The following is a 19552-nucleotide window of genomic DNA, read 5'->3' on the forward strand; positions in this document are numbered from 1 at the left end:
CGTTACCTGCTCTATTACATCATTAATTGCTTTCAAAATTTGTTTTATTATTCTGATTGATAGTTTTTTATGGTGTTGTTAAGAATATTTCTAAATTGTATAGCTTGTTAAGCATGCTTAAATAGTTTTAAGTATTGAGTATTTTATTTTAAGTAAAAAACTAAAACGAGTGAAATGTTTTAAAAAATGAGTGCAAAAATTTAGAAAATTGATATTTTTTTCGACAGGATAGACAGTTCTATCCTTCCGGAATAGAAAACTTTAGAAAACGAGCAAATTTTTTAAGTAAAGAAGTTGGATTGCTTAGATGCGAAACTTATCGGCATCAGTAAGAAAGGGCAGTGCAGCCCTAAATTTAAGCAGCTCAGGTTTTGATAGTTGATGCGTAATGATTTTAGATTCGGATACTGCATCTTCTACAATACTACCGTTAAAATCAACAATCATACTATCACCGCTATGGGCAAGGCTGTTGCCATCATTACCAATGCGGTTACTTGCCAGTACATACGTTTGGTTTTCAACCGCACGTGCAGGCAGTAGGGTGCGCCAATGGTGTGCCCTGCGTTGAGGCCAATTGGCAACATATACAAGTATATCGTAATTGTGTGTGTTGCGGCTCCATACCGGAAAACGTAAATCGTAGCAAATTAAAGGGCATATTTTCCAGCCCAAATAATCCACCAACAAGAGTTGTTCGCCCGCTTTGTAGTGTTCAGTTTCGCTACCTAAACCAAACAAGTGTTTTTTATCGTATTGGCTATACGTACCGTCGGGCTTCACAAACAACAAACGGTTAAAGTATCCGCCTTGGTCGGGAGCCATTATGCTGCCAATTATGGCAGCATTCGTTTTAGCCGCAGTGGTTTTCATCCACTCAAGGCCGCGTTCAAATGTCTCGGCAGCAAATTTTTCAGGCTTCATGCTGAAACCAGTGGTAAACATCTCAGGAAGGATGAATAAGTCAGTAGCAGCTGCTTTAGCCAACATATCATCAAACATTGCCAAATTTGCTTCCGTGTTTTCCCAGTGCAGGTCGGCCTGCACTACAGATACGTTTAAGATGTCCTTTTTTACCATTTACTGATATTGCACAAAATTTCTGCCGCTTTTTCTAAGGTCTCGTTTTCTTTGGCAAAACAAAAACGCACCACTTTATTGTCTTCTCCGTGTGAGTAGAATACAGATACGGGGATTGAAGCAACTTTATATTCTTTAGTAAGCCTTATGGCAAACTCAGTATCTTTTTCTTTTGAAAGTTTTTCGTAGCCAGCTAATTGAAAGTACGAACCGTTGCAGGGGAGCAGTTTAAATTTACTGCCTTTTAACAATCCCGCAAAATAATCGCGCTTTTGCATGTAGAACGCTGAAAGTTCAAGCCAAGCATCTTTATTATCTAAAAAGGTAGCTATGGCATGTTGCATAGGCGTATTGGTACTAAAGGCCATAAACTGGTATATCTTTCTAAACTCAGCCATCAGGTTGGCAGGGGCCATGCAATAGCCAATCTTCCAGCCTGTGGTGTGAAAAGTCTTCCCGAAAGAGGATACTATAAAACTACGCTCAGCAAGCTTTGGGTAGCGGGCTACACTTTGGTGTTCAATGCCGTCAAAAATGATATGTTCGTACACCTCATCGCTCAATATCACAATATCAGTTCCTTCGGTAATTTTTTGCAGCTTTTCCATATCCGCTGATGATAATACGGAGCCCGTAGGGTTGTGGGGCGTATTAATAATAATCATGCGGGTTTTAAACGTAATCAGCTTTTTTATCGATTCCCAATCCACCCTGTACTCAGGGAATTTCATAGGTGCAAACACCGGTCTGCCTCCGTTTATTAATATAGCAGGTAAATAGCTGTCGTAAGCGGGTTCAATAATAATCACTTCGTCGCCTTCGCGCACAACTGCCGTAATTGCTGCCCACAATGCCAACGTGGCACCGGGCGTAACGGTTATTTCAGTGTCGGGGTTATAATCCGCACTGTATAATTCGTTGGTTTTTTCGGCAATCTTTTCGCGCAACAAAGGCAGTCCCGGCATGGGAGCGTATTGGTTGTGTTGGTTTTTCATGGCTGTGGTAACCAAATCAACCAGCACCGGCGAACAGGTGAAATCAGGGAAACCTTGAGAAAGGTTAATGGCCCCCGATTCTTTTGCCAACGCACTCATCACTGTAAAAATAGTGGTTCCGTGTTTGGGTAGTTTGGAGGCAATGCTTCCGTCAAACTTTAGCATATCAACACTTTGACTTGTAAACCGCCAAAGATATAAGTCGAGGTTTAATAGTTATAAACAATTTGCTTGATTTTAAAAAGTTTAATAAGCAATAAAAGATTGAGCGGGAAACGAGGCTCGAACTCGCGCCCCCCCAGCTTGGGGAGCTGAAGCTCTATCAGCTGAGCTACTAAGGCAGGTACGCAAATTTAAAATGTCGCTTTCAAACGTCAAGCACGGTTTTTGTATGCAATATTATCAGGTATATATAATAAGTGTGTCGTCAAATAGTTTGTACAACTGTATAGATAATAGCACTATCAAGCCTTCATACCTTATTGGGGTTAAAATTGACTTATGAACAGCTATCCACAGTTATAAAACTGTCAAAGTCAATAAACTATACAGTAGCCTGTGTAAATCAAATCTACGTTAACTACTATTATCGTTGAATTTGTTGTAACTTATTGATTAGTAATGTTTTATAAAATTGGCATGTTAATTGTTAGTTAATAGCGGTTTAAATAAAGTTTAACTAATATTTAAAGTATGAACACCAGGAATTTCAGTATCCATTACCAAGACCAAAACGGTAGGTGGGTTATTTGCCGGAATGACCAGTGCCAAGACTTTGCCATTTTGAATTTGATTACAAACAAGAAGCTGCTTACTATCACCTTATTGTTGATAGCGGCTGCTGTGGCAGTGGCATACGCCCCCATGATGCCATCATTTAAGCGAAATGTAGTTCCGGTTGCGATAGCTGATACAGAAGCTGCACCGGTGGCAAAAGATACCATCCCCGCCTTAACAGATGAAAATTTGCTAGTTGAGATTAAAAACCAAGGGATTATTTGTGAGAAGCATGTATTGGCACAGGCAAAATTAGAATCGCTGCACCTTACCTCGTATTTGTGCCGCAATGCAAATAACCTGTTTGGAATGCGCTACCCCGGAAAGCGTGAAACCACTGCAATTGGGGTGTATTTGCAAGGACAGGATACTATTATATATGGTAATCCGTCAGAATTGAAGAAATATCTTACCAAGCCTACCTATGCTGTATATGCAAGCTGGGTAGATGCGGTAAAAGACTATAAGCTGTGGCAAGAGAGTGCCTTTGACCTAGAAGGAAAATACCTCAGCTTTTTAAATCGTATTTATGCCGAAGCTCCTGACTACGTACACGTAGTGGACAAAATGGCTAAAAAGATTCAGGACTAAGTTTTAGCCCTGATTTGTTCATAGTTAGGTTAGGAAGCCCCGCCGGGAGGATGGGGCTTCTTTTTTATTTTAGCATCTATCAATCACATTACTTAAATGTTCAATGCTAAATGTAAAATGCCCGATATCTTTGCGGCGTGAGTCAGATTTTCCGTTTTAAGCAATTTAATATCAACCAGCAGGATTGTGCCATGAAGATTGGTACCGATGCTATGCTAATGGGCAGTCTTGCCCAACCGGTTGATGCGCAGAATATTTTAGACATAGGTACGGGCACAGGTGTGCTGGCATTAATGATGGCACAGCAATGCCCCCATGCGATAATTGATGCAGTAGAACCCGATAGTATTATGGCTGTGAGGGCTGCTGAAAATTTTGAAAACAGTACCTGGGACTATCGCCTTACTTTATACAACGAGGCACTGCAAGAGTATACCAATTTGGGTATTATCCATTATGAATACATACTATGTAACCCCCCGTATTTTGAACCGTCGCCTACTACAAGGCCGGACAGAATAAATGCACGCAGCACGGTTACTTTAACCTTTGATGAACTGATGGCCTATGGCGAGCAATTGCTGGACGCGCAGGGAAAAATGGGAGTGATTGTACCTGAAGGTGAATATGAAAAACTGTTGGTTGCTGCACAAAAAGTAGGTTTGCATCCTGTAAGGCAAGTATTGATAAGCAGTTTTGAGAATAGTCCGGTGATACGACGCGTTACTGAGTTTGCTAAAAAAGCACCTGTTGAGGTAGAACAAGACAGTTTATTCATTTATAATGAAGACAAAACGTGGAGCGAAAAGTACACCGTACTCACGGCTGAGTTTCACAACCTTGATAAAGAAGCGTAAGAATTTATCCATAACAGTTGCACAATAGGGTGTTTTAGGCTTTAATTTGAAAGTATGCATATAGCTATAGCAGGAAATATTGGTTCGGGTAAAACAACGTTAACTACCCTTTTGGCAAGGCATTACGGATGGGAACCCCACTATGAGGACGTTGAAGACAATCCCTATATCAGCGATTTTTATGAAGATATGCCCCGTTGGTCGTTCAACCTTCAAATCTATTTCCTTAACAGCCGCTTTAATTCTATTATGCAAATACGCGAAACGGGTCGCAATGTGATACAAGACCGTACCGTGTATGAAGATGCTTACATCTTTGCTCCCAACTTGCATGCTATGGGGCTAATGAGTACCCGTGATTTTGAAAACTACACCCGCCTGTTTAATACACTGAACGAGTTTATTAAAGGGCCTGATTTGCTAATATACCTGCGTGCCAGCATACCTACACTGGTAAATCAAATACAACGCCGTGGCCGTGATTACGAAGATGCTATCCGTTTGGATTACTTGAAACGCCTGAACGAACGTTACGAGGCATGGATTAGTACCTATTCAGGAGGCAAGCTATTGGTGCTTGATGTTGACAATCTTAATTTTATTGACAACCAAGAGCACTTTGGCGAAGTACTACGCAAAATTGAAGCTGAGATAAACGGTTTGTTTTAAGCGATTATTCCTCTCTTTACACAAAGAGTTTTTCATCGATATTTTTGTTTTTTCTTACGATAAGGTTGTGGTAGCAATATCTTTGCGATATGCTACAATTCTACCTTAAACCATTACTATTTTTATTTTTTAGCAGTGTACTGTTGTCTTCATGCTCACCAACTATAAAACGTTGGGGAATAGGGGTAAGTGAGATGAAAGACCAGTCTGTTACTTATAAACCTCAGCAAAACATCTTTAAGGATTATGGCTGGACGAGGCCAAATATTGCAAGCGAAAAGATAAGTTTTTCCAATGGGAGTACCCAAATAAACTGGGCAGGACAAAACTACGCGTTGGTTCAAAAAGATTCGAATACTTTAGCACTTGTATCTTCAACAGGAGCAGATACTTTAGTAAGTGAAGAAAAACTATCTGCAAAAGATATTTATTACAACAGAAGTATCCTCAATATCATCACCATTCAACGTGAAAGGTGGGTATCACACACTTCTTATGAAAGTAAGTCTGTCCCTGTTCAAAGGTCTAGACAAGTTTCTTATCAAACCTATAACTATTCAACCAAATCATACACCACACAATACCGTACAGAGCATTATACGTCTTACGAATACAGGATGGTGCCAGTAACAACATGGCGTTGGGAAACATACACTGAACAAGATGTAGAAATACCGGCGTATAAATACTATGGTTTTAAAGTGGGGGATACGTACTTATTAGTGTATAAAATTACGGTAGGCGAGGAGTTTGAATATTATGTGCAAAATGCAGGCTACTTGATAGGACTGGATAAGGATAAACTAAACTATGTAGGGATAGATGTAAACTCAAACGGGCTTTACAATGATGAAATTGACCAAATAATGTTTAATTCATGGAATCCCTATTCAAAATCATCATCATACGTTAAACCTAAAGTATCGTTTCTAGAGAATTTTTGGTTGCCATACAATAAGTTGGAGAACGACTATATGGTAAAAATAGAGCATATAGATAATGAGTTCAGTTTTCTATACGAGAATAACAGGTTCTATAAAAACAAAAAGAAGGGGCGTGTAAAATTTACCAATGTGCCCAAAACAGCTTCATTAGTAGCTAACGGAAAAACCTATAAAATCAAAAACAACAAGAGGTACAAAATACAATACGGTAAGTATAAAATTAAGATTACAAGGCCGGGATACATGGATTATGAGCAATCGATATTGGTAGATGTTTATAGTGAAAACCATACGGTAAATTATGATTCTGTTGGTCGCTCAGGGGTGGTAATCATTGAGAATATATTTCTTGGAAGCTACTTTGTAACAGTTACCTCTGAAAACGGTTACTCAAAAACTGAATTCAATGCTACCTACTTAAATGTACCAATTGGAAAAAACAAAATTAAAATATATGATGGTGGTGTTAGCTATGAGTATGAGGTTGATGTTAGTGCTTATGGTAAAACCACCATTGATTTTGAAGCCGAACTTAAAAAGCTGAAGTCAGAGGAAGCTCCATCCAGCGAAGAAGAGAAGCAGAATGAAACTACTCCTGCAGAAGAATAACCCTGCATTGTTAATTTGTTGGGCAATCTCAAAAAAGTTACCTTTGCCCATGTTTAAACATTCATTTTAATGGAAAGAACAGCCTTACAAGACACCGTTACCGATGTAGATTTTTTACCACTTAACGGTACTGATTACGTAGAATTTTACGTGGGCAATGCTAAACAAGCAGCTCACTATTATAAAACTGCCTTTGGTTTCCAAAGCCATGCTTACGCCGGTCCTGAGACGGGTGTGCGCGACCGTGCGTCGTATGTGTTAGTACAAAACAAATTACGTTTTGTGTTTACAACCCCATTGCAGCCTGACGGCGCTATTGCTGATCATATTTTTAAGCACGGTGATGGTGTAAAAGTACTTGCTCTATGGGTAGACGATGCCCGCAGCGCATGGGAAGAAACCACCAAACGCGGTGCCAAAAGCTATATGGAGCCTGTGGTTGAAAAAGACGAACACGGTGAAGTAGTGCGTGCGGGTATCCATACGTACGGTGATACCGTTCACATTTTTGTGGAACGCAAAAACTACAACGGTTTGTTTATGCCCGGCTTTAGGGAGTGGAAAACCAATTACAATCCCACTGAAACAGGGTTGTTATACGTTGACCATTGTGTAGGTAATGTGGGTTGGAACGAAATGAACACTTGGGTTGATTTTTATGCCCGTATCATGGGTTTCCAACAAATTCTTTCGTTTGACGATAAAGACATTTCAACTGAATACTCGGCCTTGATGAGTAAGGTAATGAGCAACGGTAACGGACGTATCAAATTCCCTATTAACGAACCTGCCGAAGGCAAAAAGAAATCACAGGTTGAAGAATACCTTGATTTTTACAAAGGCCAAGGTGTGCAACACGTAGCAATTGCTACCAATAATATTATTGAAACCGTAACCGACTTGCAAAACCGCGGTGTTGAGTTTTTGAAAGTACCGGCTACTTACTACGAAACAGTGCTTGACCGCGTAGGTAAGATTGACGAAGACCTTGCTCCATTAGCTGAGTTGGGTATTTTGATTGACCGCGACGACGAAGGGTATTTGTTGCAAATATTTACTAAGCCGGTAGAAGACCGTCCTACGTTGTTTTATGAAATTATACAGCGTAAAGGCGCAAAATCGTTTGGTAAAGGAAACTTTAAGGCGTTGTTTGAGGCCATTGAACGCGAACAGGAGTTGAGGGGGAATTTATAATCAATGACGGATACTAAACCGCACAGTAAAGAAGAACTTGAGCTGCTGGAAGGCCCGCGCAAACGCCTAAGCGATTTAGGGCTGGCCTTTAAAGTGTTTAAAGAGTTTGTAAGGGGTTTCAGAGTGTTGCACTTTGTAGGTCCTTGCGTAACTGTTTTCGGCTCTGCCAGGTTTAAAGAAGACCATAAGTATTACCAATTGGGCGTAGAGGTTGGAAAAAACCTAGCCCAATTGGGTTTTACCGTAATGACGGGGGGAGGTCCCGGTATTATGGAAGCAGCTAACCGCGGGGCTTATGAAAACGGCGGTCGCAGCGTTGGTTGTAATATTGAATTACCGTTTGAGCAGTACCCCAACAAATACCTGCACAAGTGGGTAGGTATTAAGTACTTTTTTGTGCGCAAGGTGTTTTTGGTAAAATACAGCTACGCACTGGTAGTATTGCCCGGCGGCTTCGGTACCTTGGATGAGATGGCCGAAGTGCTTACGCTTATTCAAACCAAAAAGATTGAAAACTTTCCGGTGGTACTTATGGGCACCGAATATTGGAACAAGTTTATGGAGTTTGTTGATTTTATGGCAGAGGAAAAAACCATCGACGTACAGGATAAGAAACTAATGTTGGTGACGGATGACATGAAAGAAGCCATGGATTACATACAAACCCATGCCGTTGTTAAATACGGGCTGCGCAAAACAAAAGCCAAAGGCCGTTGGTGGCTGGGCGAAAGTTATTAAACTATGAATTCCGTTGAGGAATACATTTCTTTTCTTCCCGCTGATGAACAGGGAATTACAGCATACTTACGCAACATTATCTTAGAAACCTCGCCGAAGTTTACAGAGAAACTTTCATACGGTGTTCCCTATTTTTATATCAACTCAAGGGTTTGCTTTATTTGGCCGGCATCTTCGCCCTTATCTATTCACAAACAGGGCGTGCAGCTTGGTTTTTGTAAAGGTAATCAACTAAGCAATCTTAACGGTATAATGGATATGGCTGATAGAAAAGAAGTGGGCATCGTACTTTTTAAAGCGTTGAGTGAAATAAACGAGGAGTTAGTAAAAGAGCTATTGTTTGAAGCCATAGAATTAGATGCTTTAGTGGCCACCAGACGGAAGAAGAAGAGAAGTTCTTAGATACTACATCTTGTGCTTCTCGAAAGGCGCAAAAAACTGGCAATCTACTCGACATCCCCTCGTGTTCCATCTTTCTATGGGAAGGTTTGCGCGATGGTTATCCTGAGCCTGTCGAAGGGTGCTGCGGTTTCCCTCTTTGTGAGAGCTTGTGGAAAGGATAAGGAGGGAGAAAGTGTCCTAATGGGTTGCTCTCTCATCATTATAGAAGCAAGTGCGGAAATTATACTTACCTAACCGAAGGATAACTCACCCCAATTTGGTAATAGTCGATATATCAAAACCCCGTAAGAACTCTTCAACCCCCATTCTTTTCTTACCTTCCAGTTGGATGTCTTTTAAACTCAGCCAGCCATCGGCACAGGCTACTTTTATATACTTCTTGTTGTCAGAAAGAAGGGTGCCGCTTGTTGCGGTCGATTCGCCAGTTTCTTTATCTGCCCAAAATACTTTTAAGGTTTGTGTGCCTAGTTTTGTCCACGCAGTAGGGTAGGGTGATAAGCCACGTATGAAGTTATAAACCGCCTCGGTGGTTTTTGAAAAATCAATCAAGCAATCGTCTTTAAAAATTTTAGGGGCGTGTTTGGTTTCAACGCTCAAGTCTTGTTCTTCCAATACATAGCTGTTGCTTCCAATAGCGGTTAAAGTACGCACCATCAATTCCGCCCCAACTACCATTAATTTATCATGCACAGTGCCCGCAGTGTCGGTTTCTGTAATTTCAATTTTGTCGCGTAAAATAATACTGCCGGTATCAATTTGATGTTTTAAGAAAAAGGTAGTTACTCCCGTTTCTTTTTCGCCATTAATTACCGCCCAGTTTATCGGAGCGGCACCGCGGTATTGGGGTAATAACGAACCGTGTAGGTTGATAGAACCCAAGGGAGGCATGTTCCAAACGGCTTCGGGTAACATCCTAAAGGCAATTATTACAAATAAATCGGCATTATAAGCCCGTAGTTCTTCAATAAAATCAGGGTTTTTAAGCTTCTCCGGCTGTAATACGGGTAAGTGATGTTCTACTGCAAATTGTTTCACAGCCGATTGCTGCAACTTTAATCCCCGTCCGGCTTGTTTATCCGGAGCAGTCACCACTGCCGCTACTTCAAACCCCGCTTCCATGATTTTTTGCAACGATGCAACCGCAAAATCAGGAGTTCCGAAAAATATAATCTTCAAATCAGTATCTTTATAATATAAATTTGTTGAATGACAATCCTTTAGCTACAACTTTTGGCCTTGGATTTGCGTTTACAAAAGTACGTGCAACATTTGGTTACAAAAAGCACTCTATTGAAGTAAGGGCAAAGTCGTATTTTTTAATACTAATTGATTGAAACTAAGTTTCTATAAATGTATTTGGGCTGTTTTAGCGGTTGTGTGTTGTGTTACAACTACACAAGCGCAGATAACCTTTATTGAAAATAGGGGACAGTGGAAAAATACAGTGAAATATAGGGCCGACATACCCGGAGGGCATTTGTATGTTGAAAACGGAAAGCTACATTACATACTAGCCGACCCTGCTCCCTTTAAAGAAATGCACGATAAGCATTTTTACGATAAGCCTGTTCAAATGCACTATTTCAGAGTGATTTTTGAAGGAAGCAACGCTACTCCAACCTATAAAAACGAGCAAACCAGTCCTACTTATTACAATTATTATTTAGGAAATGACCCTTCAAAATGGGCAACAGGGGTGGCCGGTCATCATAAGATAACCATGCAGGAAATATATCCCGGTATCGATTTGGAGATATATTCGTCACGCAACCACTCACTTAAGTATAATTTAATTGTAAAACCCGGTGCCAATCCTAACGTAATTAAAATGCGTTACGAAGGGCTTGACGATATGCACCTTTCAGGCGGTCAACTGCATTTGCAAACCTCTGTGGGTGAGATTTATGAAATGGCTCCCATCTGCTATCAGTTAAATGATACGGCTGTGAAGTTTGTAAAAACCGAGTATTCATTAAAGGATAACCTGCTAACATTTGATATCAAAGAAAAATACAACCGCAAAAAGAGCTTTGTAATTGACCCTGAATTGGTGTTCAGTACTTATTCAGGTGCACTGGGTGATAACTGGGGTTTTACAGGTACTTGGGATAATGCGGGGAATGCCTATAGCGGCGGTGCTGCCTATGCATACGGTAATCCGGGTTTGGGCGGTTCTGATGGAAGTTTCCCTGTTACTACGGGTGCATTTCAACGTATTTTCAGAAATGGGGTAGAAGGCACCAATGAAGATTTAGCGCGCGATGCCACTGTTTATAAAGTCAGCAGTGATGGTACTTCATTAATTTATGCTACCTACTTAGGCGGCACACACAACGAAGAGCCGCACAGTATGGTGGTAAACAGCCGCGATGAATTGGTAGTGTTTGGTACTACGTTTTCGAACAATTTTCCCGTGGCTACCAATGCTTTTGACAATAGTTTTAACGGGCAGGCCGATATTTTTGTATTTGTATTAAGTGCTGATGGCAGAAGCATGGTGGGCTCAACATTCATCGGCGGCTCACGCATTGATGGATTGAACGGCAACGCAAACCCTGCCGGCACCCCATTGGCATACAATTACGGCGACCAATACAGGGGCGAGGTTATAGTAGATAAACAAAATAACATTTATGTGGCTACCAGCACTCAATCAAGTGCAGGGTTTCCTATAAAATCAGGATTTCAAACCACATTAGCCGGCCAGCAGGACGGGTGTGTTTTTAAACTGAACGAGGATGTAACGTCTCTTAGCTGGAGTACTTATTTAGGTAGCCCCGGCTTTGATGTATGTAACGGTATTGATTTAGACAGTAGGGGCGATGTGTATGTGGCAGGAGCCACTACTTCTGTTATAACCAGTATAGCGGCAGGTATGGGCGAAACTACTAATCCTCCAGGTGGAAATGGTGATGGCTTTTTAGCAAAAATTTCGTCTGACGGGGTGCAGTTGCTTAACGCTACATACGTAGGTACTAATTTATACGACCAAGCATATTTTGTAAAGGTTGATAAATACGACAATCCTTATGTAACGGGACAAACTGAAGGTGTTTGGCCGGTTACACAACCTATTTATACTCATTCTGATGGCGGACAGTTTATTTGTAAATACACTCCCGACCTTAAAACCCGTAGCCGTTCAATGGTGTATGGGCATGGTTTTGTAAGGCCTCAAATTTCGCCTTCGGCATTTTTGGTGGATGAATGTGAACGTATATTTGTGAGTGGTTGGGGTGGTACGGTGAACGATGCTCCGGCAGGTCATGGCGGTAGTACTTCACAAATGACTATTACTAATGATGCCTATCAAAAAACTACTGACGGTTCTGATTTTTACATTGCCGTATTCTCACAAAACTTAGATACAATTTTATACGGTACATTTTTTGGTGGTGTACGTTTTAGCCCCGCACAGGGCGAACACGTAGACGGTGGTACCAGTCGTTTCGATCGTAAAGGGATAATTTATCAATCGGTATGTGCAGGTTGCGGAGGAAATAGCTTGTTTCCTACAACACCCACTGCACACTCCCGCACAAACAATAGCAACAACTGTAATAACGCGATACTAAAACTGGATTTTGAAAACCTGAACCGCGCACCCGTTATGAACGATGCGTTTTACTCAGTAGTAGCAAAAGACAGTCTTGAGTTTACCGTGTATGGCACAGACCCCGACCGTTACGATACGCTTTATTTCGAGTCGGATTTGGGTGCATTTAACGACCCTAATTTTCCGGGTGCAAAACCACAGATAAACACCACACAACGTGCATTGAGGCAAGTTCCGTTATCTTTTAAATGGAAAACAGATTGTGAACACGTAACTGGTGATACCATTTTCATGAAATTTAAGTTGCACGATAAGGGTTGCCCCGATATGAAAACCGACTCTGCAACGATAAAAATATTGGTTCAGGCACCGCCCTTGCTAGACCCTCCTGATGTGTTGTGTGTAGTGCCCGCCACTACAAGCAGTATTAAATTAAGGTGGAGCGGTGTGGATACGTTGAGTAAATACTTTTCGCACGTAATGATTCAAAAGACCGACCCTCAAGGCAACTCAACGTTATTAGGGCCTTTTAAAAAGGGAGACCCTTTTGAGTACACGGATAAAAATGTATTAGACTACCGCAACCGTAACTATTGCTACTCTATATATACTGTAAACATTTGCGAAAAGAAAGGGCCCAGCTCTTATACCATTTGTACAAAAGACCAATTTAATGCGCCTATAAAAGCTACCGAGCTTATTACAGCAACGGTAGTGGATAACGAAAATGTGAAGTTAGTTTGGTTTGATACCAAAGAGGATGACTTTGAGACCTATTTAATTTACCGTTCGCCACGCACTGCCGGCAACCACTTAGATAAGTTTGAGTTTTACGGTTCTACTGACGCCTCTACTGATACCATCTTTATTGATGATAAAGTGAAGGTGAACAATGAATCGTTTTGTTACCAAATACAAGTAACTGATAAATGCGGTCACATCAGCCGCAACAGCAACAAGGCTTGTAATATTGTATTGCGCGGACACAGCGAACCTTACCTGCATACATTGCGTTGGGACGAATACAAAGAGTGGGAAGTAGGGGCTGATAATTATGAACTTATCCGTTGGGACGACCGCATTGACCCTAAGAAAACCATTTATCAGGGTGCACCTGCGGTATTAAACTACAACGACGAAGATTTTGATTATGACTGGGGTGGATATTGGTATAAAGTGGTGGCTCATGAAAGCCAAGGAAACAACGCTATTTCAGAGTCGAACGAAATATACTTAATACAAAAACCATTGCTGCACGTTCCTACCAGCTTTACACCTAATAGCGATAAATTAAACGACAGTTGGGGCCAGGTGGATGTGTTTGTGAAAGACTATCACATGCAGGTGTATAACCGTTGGGGCGAGAAGGTATTTGAAAGCTTTGACAAAAACGAACAATGGGTTGGCGATTTCGCCCGCACAGGCCCTGCCGATGATGTGTTTATATGGATTGTACGCTATACCGGATGGGATAACAGTATCCATAACAAAAAAGGCACAGTAACAATACTAAATTAAGCCTCAGGGTTAGGCTTCTATATCCTCAACCTCGTAGTGGGTTTCTCCATTATTATTAATAAAGAAATAGATTTTAAAGGTACTTTCAGTATCGGGTTTGTTGATCATAAAGGTAAACTCATACTCTTTGTTTATCTCATTATACCCTTCAAACTTCATATCGTATAATATCGAACGATTAAAAAAATCGTCGTTAAACTCGTCCTTAAAATTGTGTTTGGTTACTTTTATTTCCTTGCCCTTGTAGTCAGGGCCTTTAGGGGTTAAAAAGTATTCAAAGTCATAATACACATCCATAATCTTTTTGCCCATTGCATTGCCCGGAAACACCACCATGCTGGTATCAATAGTGTTCTTCTGAAGCCTCACACTATAGAGTTTACCGTTTAGTTTAAAAGAAGTGTCGCGGCTGTCCCTCACAGGAGCTTCGGGAAAATTGTGTTGCACTATTGCCGGTGCAGAAGAAGCAGAATCATTAGAGGCGGTGTCGGCCGTTTGGGTGGTTTGTGTATTGTTTTTACAAGCAGCCAAAGCCAACAGCATTAAACTAATGTACAAATAAGTATTACGTTGCATTCTTACAGGTAATATGGGGTGAATTACTACAACAAATTTAGCAGGATAAACTCTAAATAAGCAAAGGGAGTTTTGGGTAATAACTATTTCATCAAAGCAATTAAAAGCTGTAATATTGCCATCTCTTAACCATCACATAATATGCGTAAGTTTTTATTACTCAGCTATGCTATCCTTTGCATTTCGTTTCTTAAAGCCGCACCCGGCGATACTATTAAAGTAAAAAGCCACGATAAAGTGCACATGAATTGGTACGGTAATTTCGACCGTAAGGCAAAATTCCCGGATGCTTCTAAAACATTTAACCGCATTTTGATGCACTACACGTTGGGTTGCCCAACGGGTGGTTGCAGCGAGTGGGATTACACTACCCAAGTACAATTAAGGCACCGCACCGGCAAAATGGACAGTACCCTTAAACAAACCCCTAATTTTAAGGTGGGCGGTGTTGCTAAAGATTCGTTAAGGTATAGCACAACGGTTACTTATAAATACACCTTCAATGCAGTTACTAAAACTACCGACAGTACTGCGAATGATACTCTTAAGATTGATATTTATGGCGATTCATTAACTCCGTTAACCATTACCCAAAGTATTTTCGGGTGGGCGGGGGATTATTACAAGCCTGTTTTTGACACTACTGGAGCCAAAATTGACTCGGTGTATGTTGGGTACGATGCACTGTTAAAGCGCAAAAACTATAACTACTACGAGGTGTTTGAAGTGATTGATAACTTTGAGTTAGGTCGCGTTATTACACCATACAACGGGGGCGTGCCTACTACATGGCAATACACTTATACGTTTGATGTAACCGACTACGCCAGCTTATTGAAGGACAGCGTTGAAATACGTGCCCACTACAGCGGTTATCAGGACGGGTTTACGATTACCCTTGATTTTGAATTTGTGGAAGGTACACCTGCTCGTGAGTGCTATAAAGTGATTCCGTTGTGGAACGGCTCATCTGCATACGGTGCTAACCCATCTATTGAGAACTTTTTAGTGGCTCGCAACGTGGCTATTGATGCTCAAATGAAACAAGCGGTTGTTCGCATTATACAAACCGGACATGGTTTTGGCGGCGCGGATAACTGTGCGGAGTTTTGCCAAAAAGAACACTATTTGAAAGTAGGCGGACAAACCCGCTTCCAAAAAGTGATTTGGCGCGACAACTGCGGTAAAAACCCTATTTATCCGCAAGGAGGTACTTGGGTGTACGACCGTAGCAACTGGTGCCCCGGTGCTGAAGTATGGCCTTATGATTACGACGTAACTCCATACATTACTGCCAACAGTAATGCTACTATTGATTTGGATATGGAAAGCTATACCAATCAAGGGAACAGCAATCAATCGTACATTATATCGGGAGCATTGTTTTTGTACAAAGAGAATAACTTTGACACCGATGCTTCGCTTGAAGAAGTGATGGCACCCAATAATACGTTGCGCTATGCCCGTATCAACCCCGTGTGCGATTATCCGTTAGTAAAAGTTAAAAACAACGGCGGTGATACCATTAAAAATATCGAGTTCTCCTTCGGCCCTAAGGGCGGTACGCGCAATACCTACGTTTGGAACGGTAGCCTGGCTCCGCACCAAACAGCCGAGATTAAAATGGGCACTAACATTAACTATACAGTAAGTACTCCTACTACTGATTTTGAAATGGTGATTGCCAAAGTAAACGGCAAAGTGGATGAAGTAACGTTTAACAACCAACGTAATACCAAGTTTGCAAACACCCCTGTGTACCCTAACCAAATTATTGTGTGGTTGCGTACCAACAACCGCGGTAATGAAAGCAGCTATACTATTAAAGACCACTACGGAAACACAGTGTACTCAAAATCAGGATTGGCAAACGCCACTTTGTATCAAGATACCTTGAACCTTGTGAACGGCTGCTATACGTTTGAAATGCTGGATGCAGGCGGTGATGGTTTGGGCTTTTGGGCTAATCCCAATGCAGGTACCGGACAGTTGTTTATCAGGAGGGCCAGCAACGGACAAGTCGTTAAAAACTTTGGTACCGATTGGGGCTCATCAATCATACAAAACTTTACTACCGGATATACATTGGGCGTTGAAGAAACTGCTAGCAACCCTGCGGTTACAGTATTCCCCAACCCCAATACAGGGGAGTTTTGGTTGGATATTAACTTACCGAGCGCAGACAATGCTACCGTTAACGTTTTTGACTATAACGGCAGAATGGTGTATAACCGTCAACTTTCGGCTACTGAGTTTGTAGCCCACAAAGTAAGCTTGCAAGGCATGGCCGATGGTGTGTACATGGTGCAAGTACAAAGCAATAGCGGGGTATTTACCCAAAAACTGATTAAAACAGGTAACTAATTCTGTTTCAGAGTTTATAAATAAAAGGGCAGCCTCTATAAAGAGACTGCCCTTTTTTGATATAGGGTGATACGTTTAATTTGTCATTCTGACCGCAGGGGAGAACCTTATTACAAATGTGTTAACAAGGTGATATAGGATGCTTCGCTATCACTCAGCATGACAGGGCAAGTGCGCCTGCAATGCTGATCCTGCCGAAGGGAGCGGCTGTAACAAAACTGCCCGACACCCCCTTGTGTTCCCCCTTTGTAGGGGGAATGCCAGCACACTGGCCGTGTGCGGGGCGTTCCCTCCTTGAGTGGTTAGTGGGTTGGTAAGGAGGGACTAAGGGATATTTACAAACAGATTGCTTTGTCAGCCGAAGACGGCTTCCGCGCAATGACGATAATCGAGCGAACGTGCGGGTGATACCCTGAGCCTGTCGAAGGGTGCGGCTGCAACAAAACTGCCCGACACCCCCTTGTGTTCCCCCTTTGTAGGGGGAATGCCAGCACACTGGCCGTGTGCGGAGCGTTCCCTCCTTGAGTGGTTAGTGGGTTGGTAAGGAGGGACTAAGGGATATTTACAAACGATTGCTTAGTCAGCCGAAGACTGTCTCTTTGTAAAAGAAGAGATTATATCAATCCGAATTGTTTGAAATGGTGGGTGAAGTGCTTGTTGTGGTAAGCCTCCCATTCATCGTAAGTTAACGCACCAAACACAGGGTGGTTTTCTTTTCTTGTTTTATCAGTTGAGTAATGCTGCTCAAACTTTTCAATCTCGTGTTTTAAAGTATTCACCGCATCATCCATGCTTGCCGTGCGGTAGGGGATAGGTTCGGGAGGTAAAATGGGTGATTTAAAGTTTTGCTGAAACTCACGATCGCTGAACAAGGCAATCCGTTTTAGTTTTTCAACCTTGTCTTCGGGAGTCACTACACCCACGGTCATTGTTCCGTTGCCAATCCTGAAGGTATCCGTAAGATGTTCCACCATGTGTTGCAGCGTCATACTGCCCCACAGCGGTGTTTTTCCTGAAGGGAGGTCTTTTAGCGTATCCAAGTCAACTTTTCTGAAATCAGCAATCATATCTCAAATTTAAGAAAAATAGTGTCTGCATAAATCATACCCTGTTAGCTATCTTTGATACATGGTAACCCCTGAAGAACTGAGACAATGGTCGTTAGCACTGCCTGATGCAGTTGAACTTCCCCATTTTGAAAAAGCATCGTTTAGGGTAAATAAAAAAATATTTGCCACGTTAGATATCGCAAACAACCGTGCTTGCCTGATGCTTTCACCCGAAGATCAATCGGTGTTTACCGTTTACGATAAAGCAGTTATTTATCCTGTTCCCAACAAGTGGGGACTTGCCGGTGCCACGTTTGTAGAGTTAAGCACTGTACCACCTGATTTGTTGAAAGATGCGTTGACGGTAGCTTATGAGGGAAAAGCGTTAAAGCCGAAACGAGCAAAATGAAAAAAGCAGTATTATTTTTTTGCTTTTTAGTAAGCCTTTCGCTTTCGGCGCAGGTGAAGCATAAATGTTTGTACGCTGTTAATGAAAAGGCAGCTATTTATGAAAAACAGGCTTTGGGCACACCTGTTCTAAAATTAAGGGTGGGCGATTTGGTAAGGGTAGTTGAGAACACAGGCAAATCGGGGAAAACAGTTTTGGAGGGAAAAAAGATAATGTTTGAATGGCTTAAAGTTTCGTTTAAGGATAACCCAGCTGACCTCGAAGAAGAAGAACTAATCGGTTATACACCTTCAATATATCTTAAACCCTACCTAGATAAACTGCCTATATCATTGATAAAAGACTATGACTTTCTTTCATTAGAAAACGGAGACAGAATAGATAAAAACCAGATAGTTTATAATTTTTACTACAACCAAGGCTACGATGTACCGGTTGATTCTGCAAATTGTGGTTGTTATGTTTACTATGAACACATGCTGGGAGTAATGTATACCCACAATGATGGCTCAATAGAAAAGGATATAAACCATAATGACCGAAGGTTGGATACTTTGAAGTATTTCATAAGTATTGAAGCAGTTGATTCGGGAATTATAAAAAATGAGGTGAAAAGTCCCTATCAGATAAGTAATCTAACAGACTCTATCAGAACTATAATACGATGGGAAGAGCATCAAGACGATATAGAAACGAAACTGGTAGGGAAGTTTTACATCTATCTGAACAATGGTAAAGATTCGGTTTTAATCAATGCAGAGAAGCACGAATATGGTTCATCAGAGAGGTTTGTTGGTGAAATAACCCGTTACAATAAATACCTGCTTTGTTGGGAAAGCTTTTTTTACAATGGGTATTTTTTGATTGATAAAACAACGGGTGCAAAAACCGAGTTTACAGCAGGCGAACCAATCATTTCTCCAAACGGAAAATTTGTAATTGATTTTTATGAAGAAGTAGACTACGAGGCTGAAAGGACGTATGGGACGATGTTAACATTGTCTTCAATAGGGGATAGTTTACGGCTTACTCGCCATATTACAGTTGGGTTTAGGAGTTTTGTGCCTATAGAGGATGCATTTTGGATCTCGGATACAGAATTGGTGATGACTATCCTACCCCTTGATAATGAGATATTCCGAATGTGTGGCTATAAAACCGAAGCCGATAACCGCCAGTACATAAAACTAAAGGTGGTTTATTTTGATAAGTGAGCGGAGTATA

At 41.4% G+C, this 19552-nt stretch carries 16 protein-coding genes; 11 read left to right on the forward strand and 5 right to left on the reverse strand.

All coding sequences use genetic code 11. The annotated features are described in order from the left end of the window. Window positions 1-303: 303 nt before the first annotated feature. Both F9K23_12815 and F9K23_12820 read right to left on the reverse strand, forming a co-directional pair. Entirely contained in the window at window positions 304-1080 is a 777-nt protein-coding gene (locus tag F9K23_12815; protein ID KAB2914998.1) for an amidohydrolase, read from the reverse strand. Next, on the reverse strand, window positions 1074-2240 hold the full coding sequence (locus tag F9K23_12820; protein ID KAB2914999.1) for an aminotransferase class I/II-fold pyridoxal phosphate-dependent enzyme: 1167 nt from the start codon (window positions 2238-2240) through the stop codon (window positions 1074-1076). The genes F9K23_12815 and F9K23_12820 overlap by 7 nt, the downstream gene beginning before the upstream one ends. A gap of 528 nt (window positions 2241-2768) precedes the next feature. Between F9K23_12820 and F9K23_12825 the strand changes: the two genes are divergently transcribed. From F9K23_12825 to F9K23_12855, 7 genes are all read left to right on the forward strand, one after another. Next, window positions 2769-3443: a hypothetical protein gene (locus tag F9K23_12825; GenBank protein ID KAB2915000.1), complete on the forward strand. Its 675-nt coding sequence runs from the start codon at window positions 2769-2771 to the stop codon at window positions 3441-3443. A 191-nt stretch (window positions 3444-3634) separates the two neighbouring features. Beyond that, on the forward strand, window positions 3635-4300 hold the full coding sequence (locus F9K23_12830; protein ID KAB2915001.1) for a methyltransferase: 666 nt from the start codon (window positions 3635-3637) through the stop codon (window positions 4298-4300). 54 nt (window positions 4301-4354) lie between these two features. Then, on the forward strand, window positions 4355-4969 hold the full coding sequence (locus F9K23_12835; GenBank protein ID KAB2915002.1) for a deoxynucleoside kinase: 615 nt from the start codon (window positions 4355-4357) through the stop codon (window positions 4967-4969). Between the two features lie 89 nt (window positions 4970-5058). Continuing rightward, entirely contained in the window at window positions 5059-6522 is a 1464-nt protein-coding gene (locus F9K23_12840; GenBank protein ID KAB2915003.1) for a hypothetical protein, read from the forward strand. Window positions 6523-6591: 69 nt separating this feature from the next. Beyond that, entirely contained in the window at window positions 6592-7716 is a 1125-nt protein-coding gene (gene hppD, locus F9K23_12845; GenBank protein ID KAB2915004.1) for a 4-hydroxyphenylpyruvate dioxygenase, read from the forward strand. Between the two features lie 3 nt (window positions 7717-7719). After that, a complete protein-coding gene (locus F9K23_12850; GenBank protein ID KAB2915005.1) occupies window positions 7720-8454 on the forward strand; it encodes a TIGR00730 family Rossman fold protein in 735 nt (244 codons plus the stop codon). Between the two features lie 3 nt (window positions 8455-8457). Beyond that, window positions 8458-8856 (forward strand): DUF1801 domain-containing protein, encoded by a 399-nt coding sequence (locus F9K23_12855; protein ID KAB2915006.1) that lies wholly within the window; start codon window positions 8458-8460, stop codon window positions 8854-8856. A gap of 246 nt (window positions 8857-9102) precedes the next feature. Here the strand turns inward: F9K23_12855 and F9K23_12860 are convergent, their stop codons facing one another. After that, a complete protein-coding gene (locus F9K23_12860) occupies window positions 9103-10032 on the reverse strand; it encodes a methionyl-tRNA formyltransferase (GenBank protein ID KAB2915007.1) in 930 nt (309 codons plus the stop codon). Window positions 10033-10300: 268 nt separating this feature from the next. On the opposite strand from F9K23_12860, the gene F9K23_12865 reads away from it, so the two are divergent. Continuing rightward, window positions 10301-13930, forward strand: coding sequence for a hypothetical protein (locus F9K23_12865; GenBank protein ID KAB2915008.1), 3630 nt, complete (start codon window positions 10301-10303; stop codon window positions 13928-13930). 9 nt (window positions 13931-13939) lie between these two features. Here F9K23_12865 and F9K23_12870 read toward each other — a convergent pair whose 3' ends face one another. Continuing rightward, window positions 13940-14506, reverse strand: a complete 567-nt coding sequence (locus F9K23_12870; protein ID KAB2915009.1) for a DUF4738 domain-containing protein — start codon at window positions 14504-14506, stop codon at window positions 13940-13942. 141 nt (window positions 14507-14647) lie between these two features. Between F9K23_12870 and F9K23_12875 the strand changes: the two genes are divergently transcribed. Beyond that, entirely contained in the window at window positions 14648-16870 is a 2223-nt protein-coding gene (locus F9K23_12875; GenBank protein KAB2915010.1) for a T9SS type A sorting domain-containing protein, read from the forward strand. A 614-nt stretch (window positions 16871-17484) separates the two neighbouring features. Here F9K23_12875 and F9K23_12880 read toward each other — a convergent pair. Continuing rightward, window positions 17485-17937: a DUF1569 domain-containing protein gene (locus F9K23_12880; protein KAB2915011.1), complete on the reverse strand. Its 453-nt coding sequence runs from the start codon at window positions 17935-17937 to the stop codon at window positions 17485-17487. 61 nt (window positions 17938-17998) lie between these two features. Here F9K23_12880 and F9K23_12885 point away from each other — a divergent pair, with 61 nt between their 5' ends. Together F9K23_12885 and F9K23_12890 are read left to right on the forward strand one after the other, a co-directional pair. Further along, window positions 17999-18328 (forward strand): MmcQ/YjbR family DNA-binding protein, encoded by a 330-nt coding sequence (locus F9K23_12885; GenBank protein ID KAB2915012.1) that lies wholly within the window; start codon window positions 17999-18001, stop codon window positions 18326-18328. Beyond that, window positions 18325-19542 (forward strand): hypothetical protein, encoded by a 1218-nt coding sequence (locus F9K23_12890; protein KAB2915013.1) that lies wholly within the window; start codon window positions 18325-18327, stop codon window positions 19540-19542. The genes F9K23_12885 and F9K23_12890 overlap by 4 nt, the downstream gene beginning before the upstream one ends. Window positions 19543-19552: the final 10 nt, after the last annotated feature.

It is taken from the genome of Bacteroidota bacterium (assembly GCA_008933805.1).
Taxonomy (GTDB): domain Bacteria; phylum Bacteroidota; class Bacteroidia; order UBA8524; family UBA8524; genus SB11.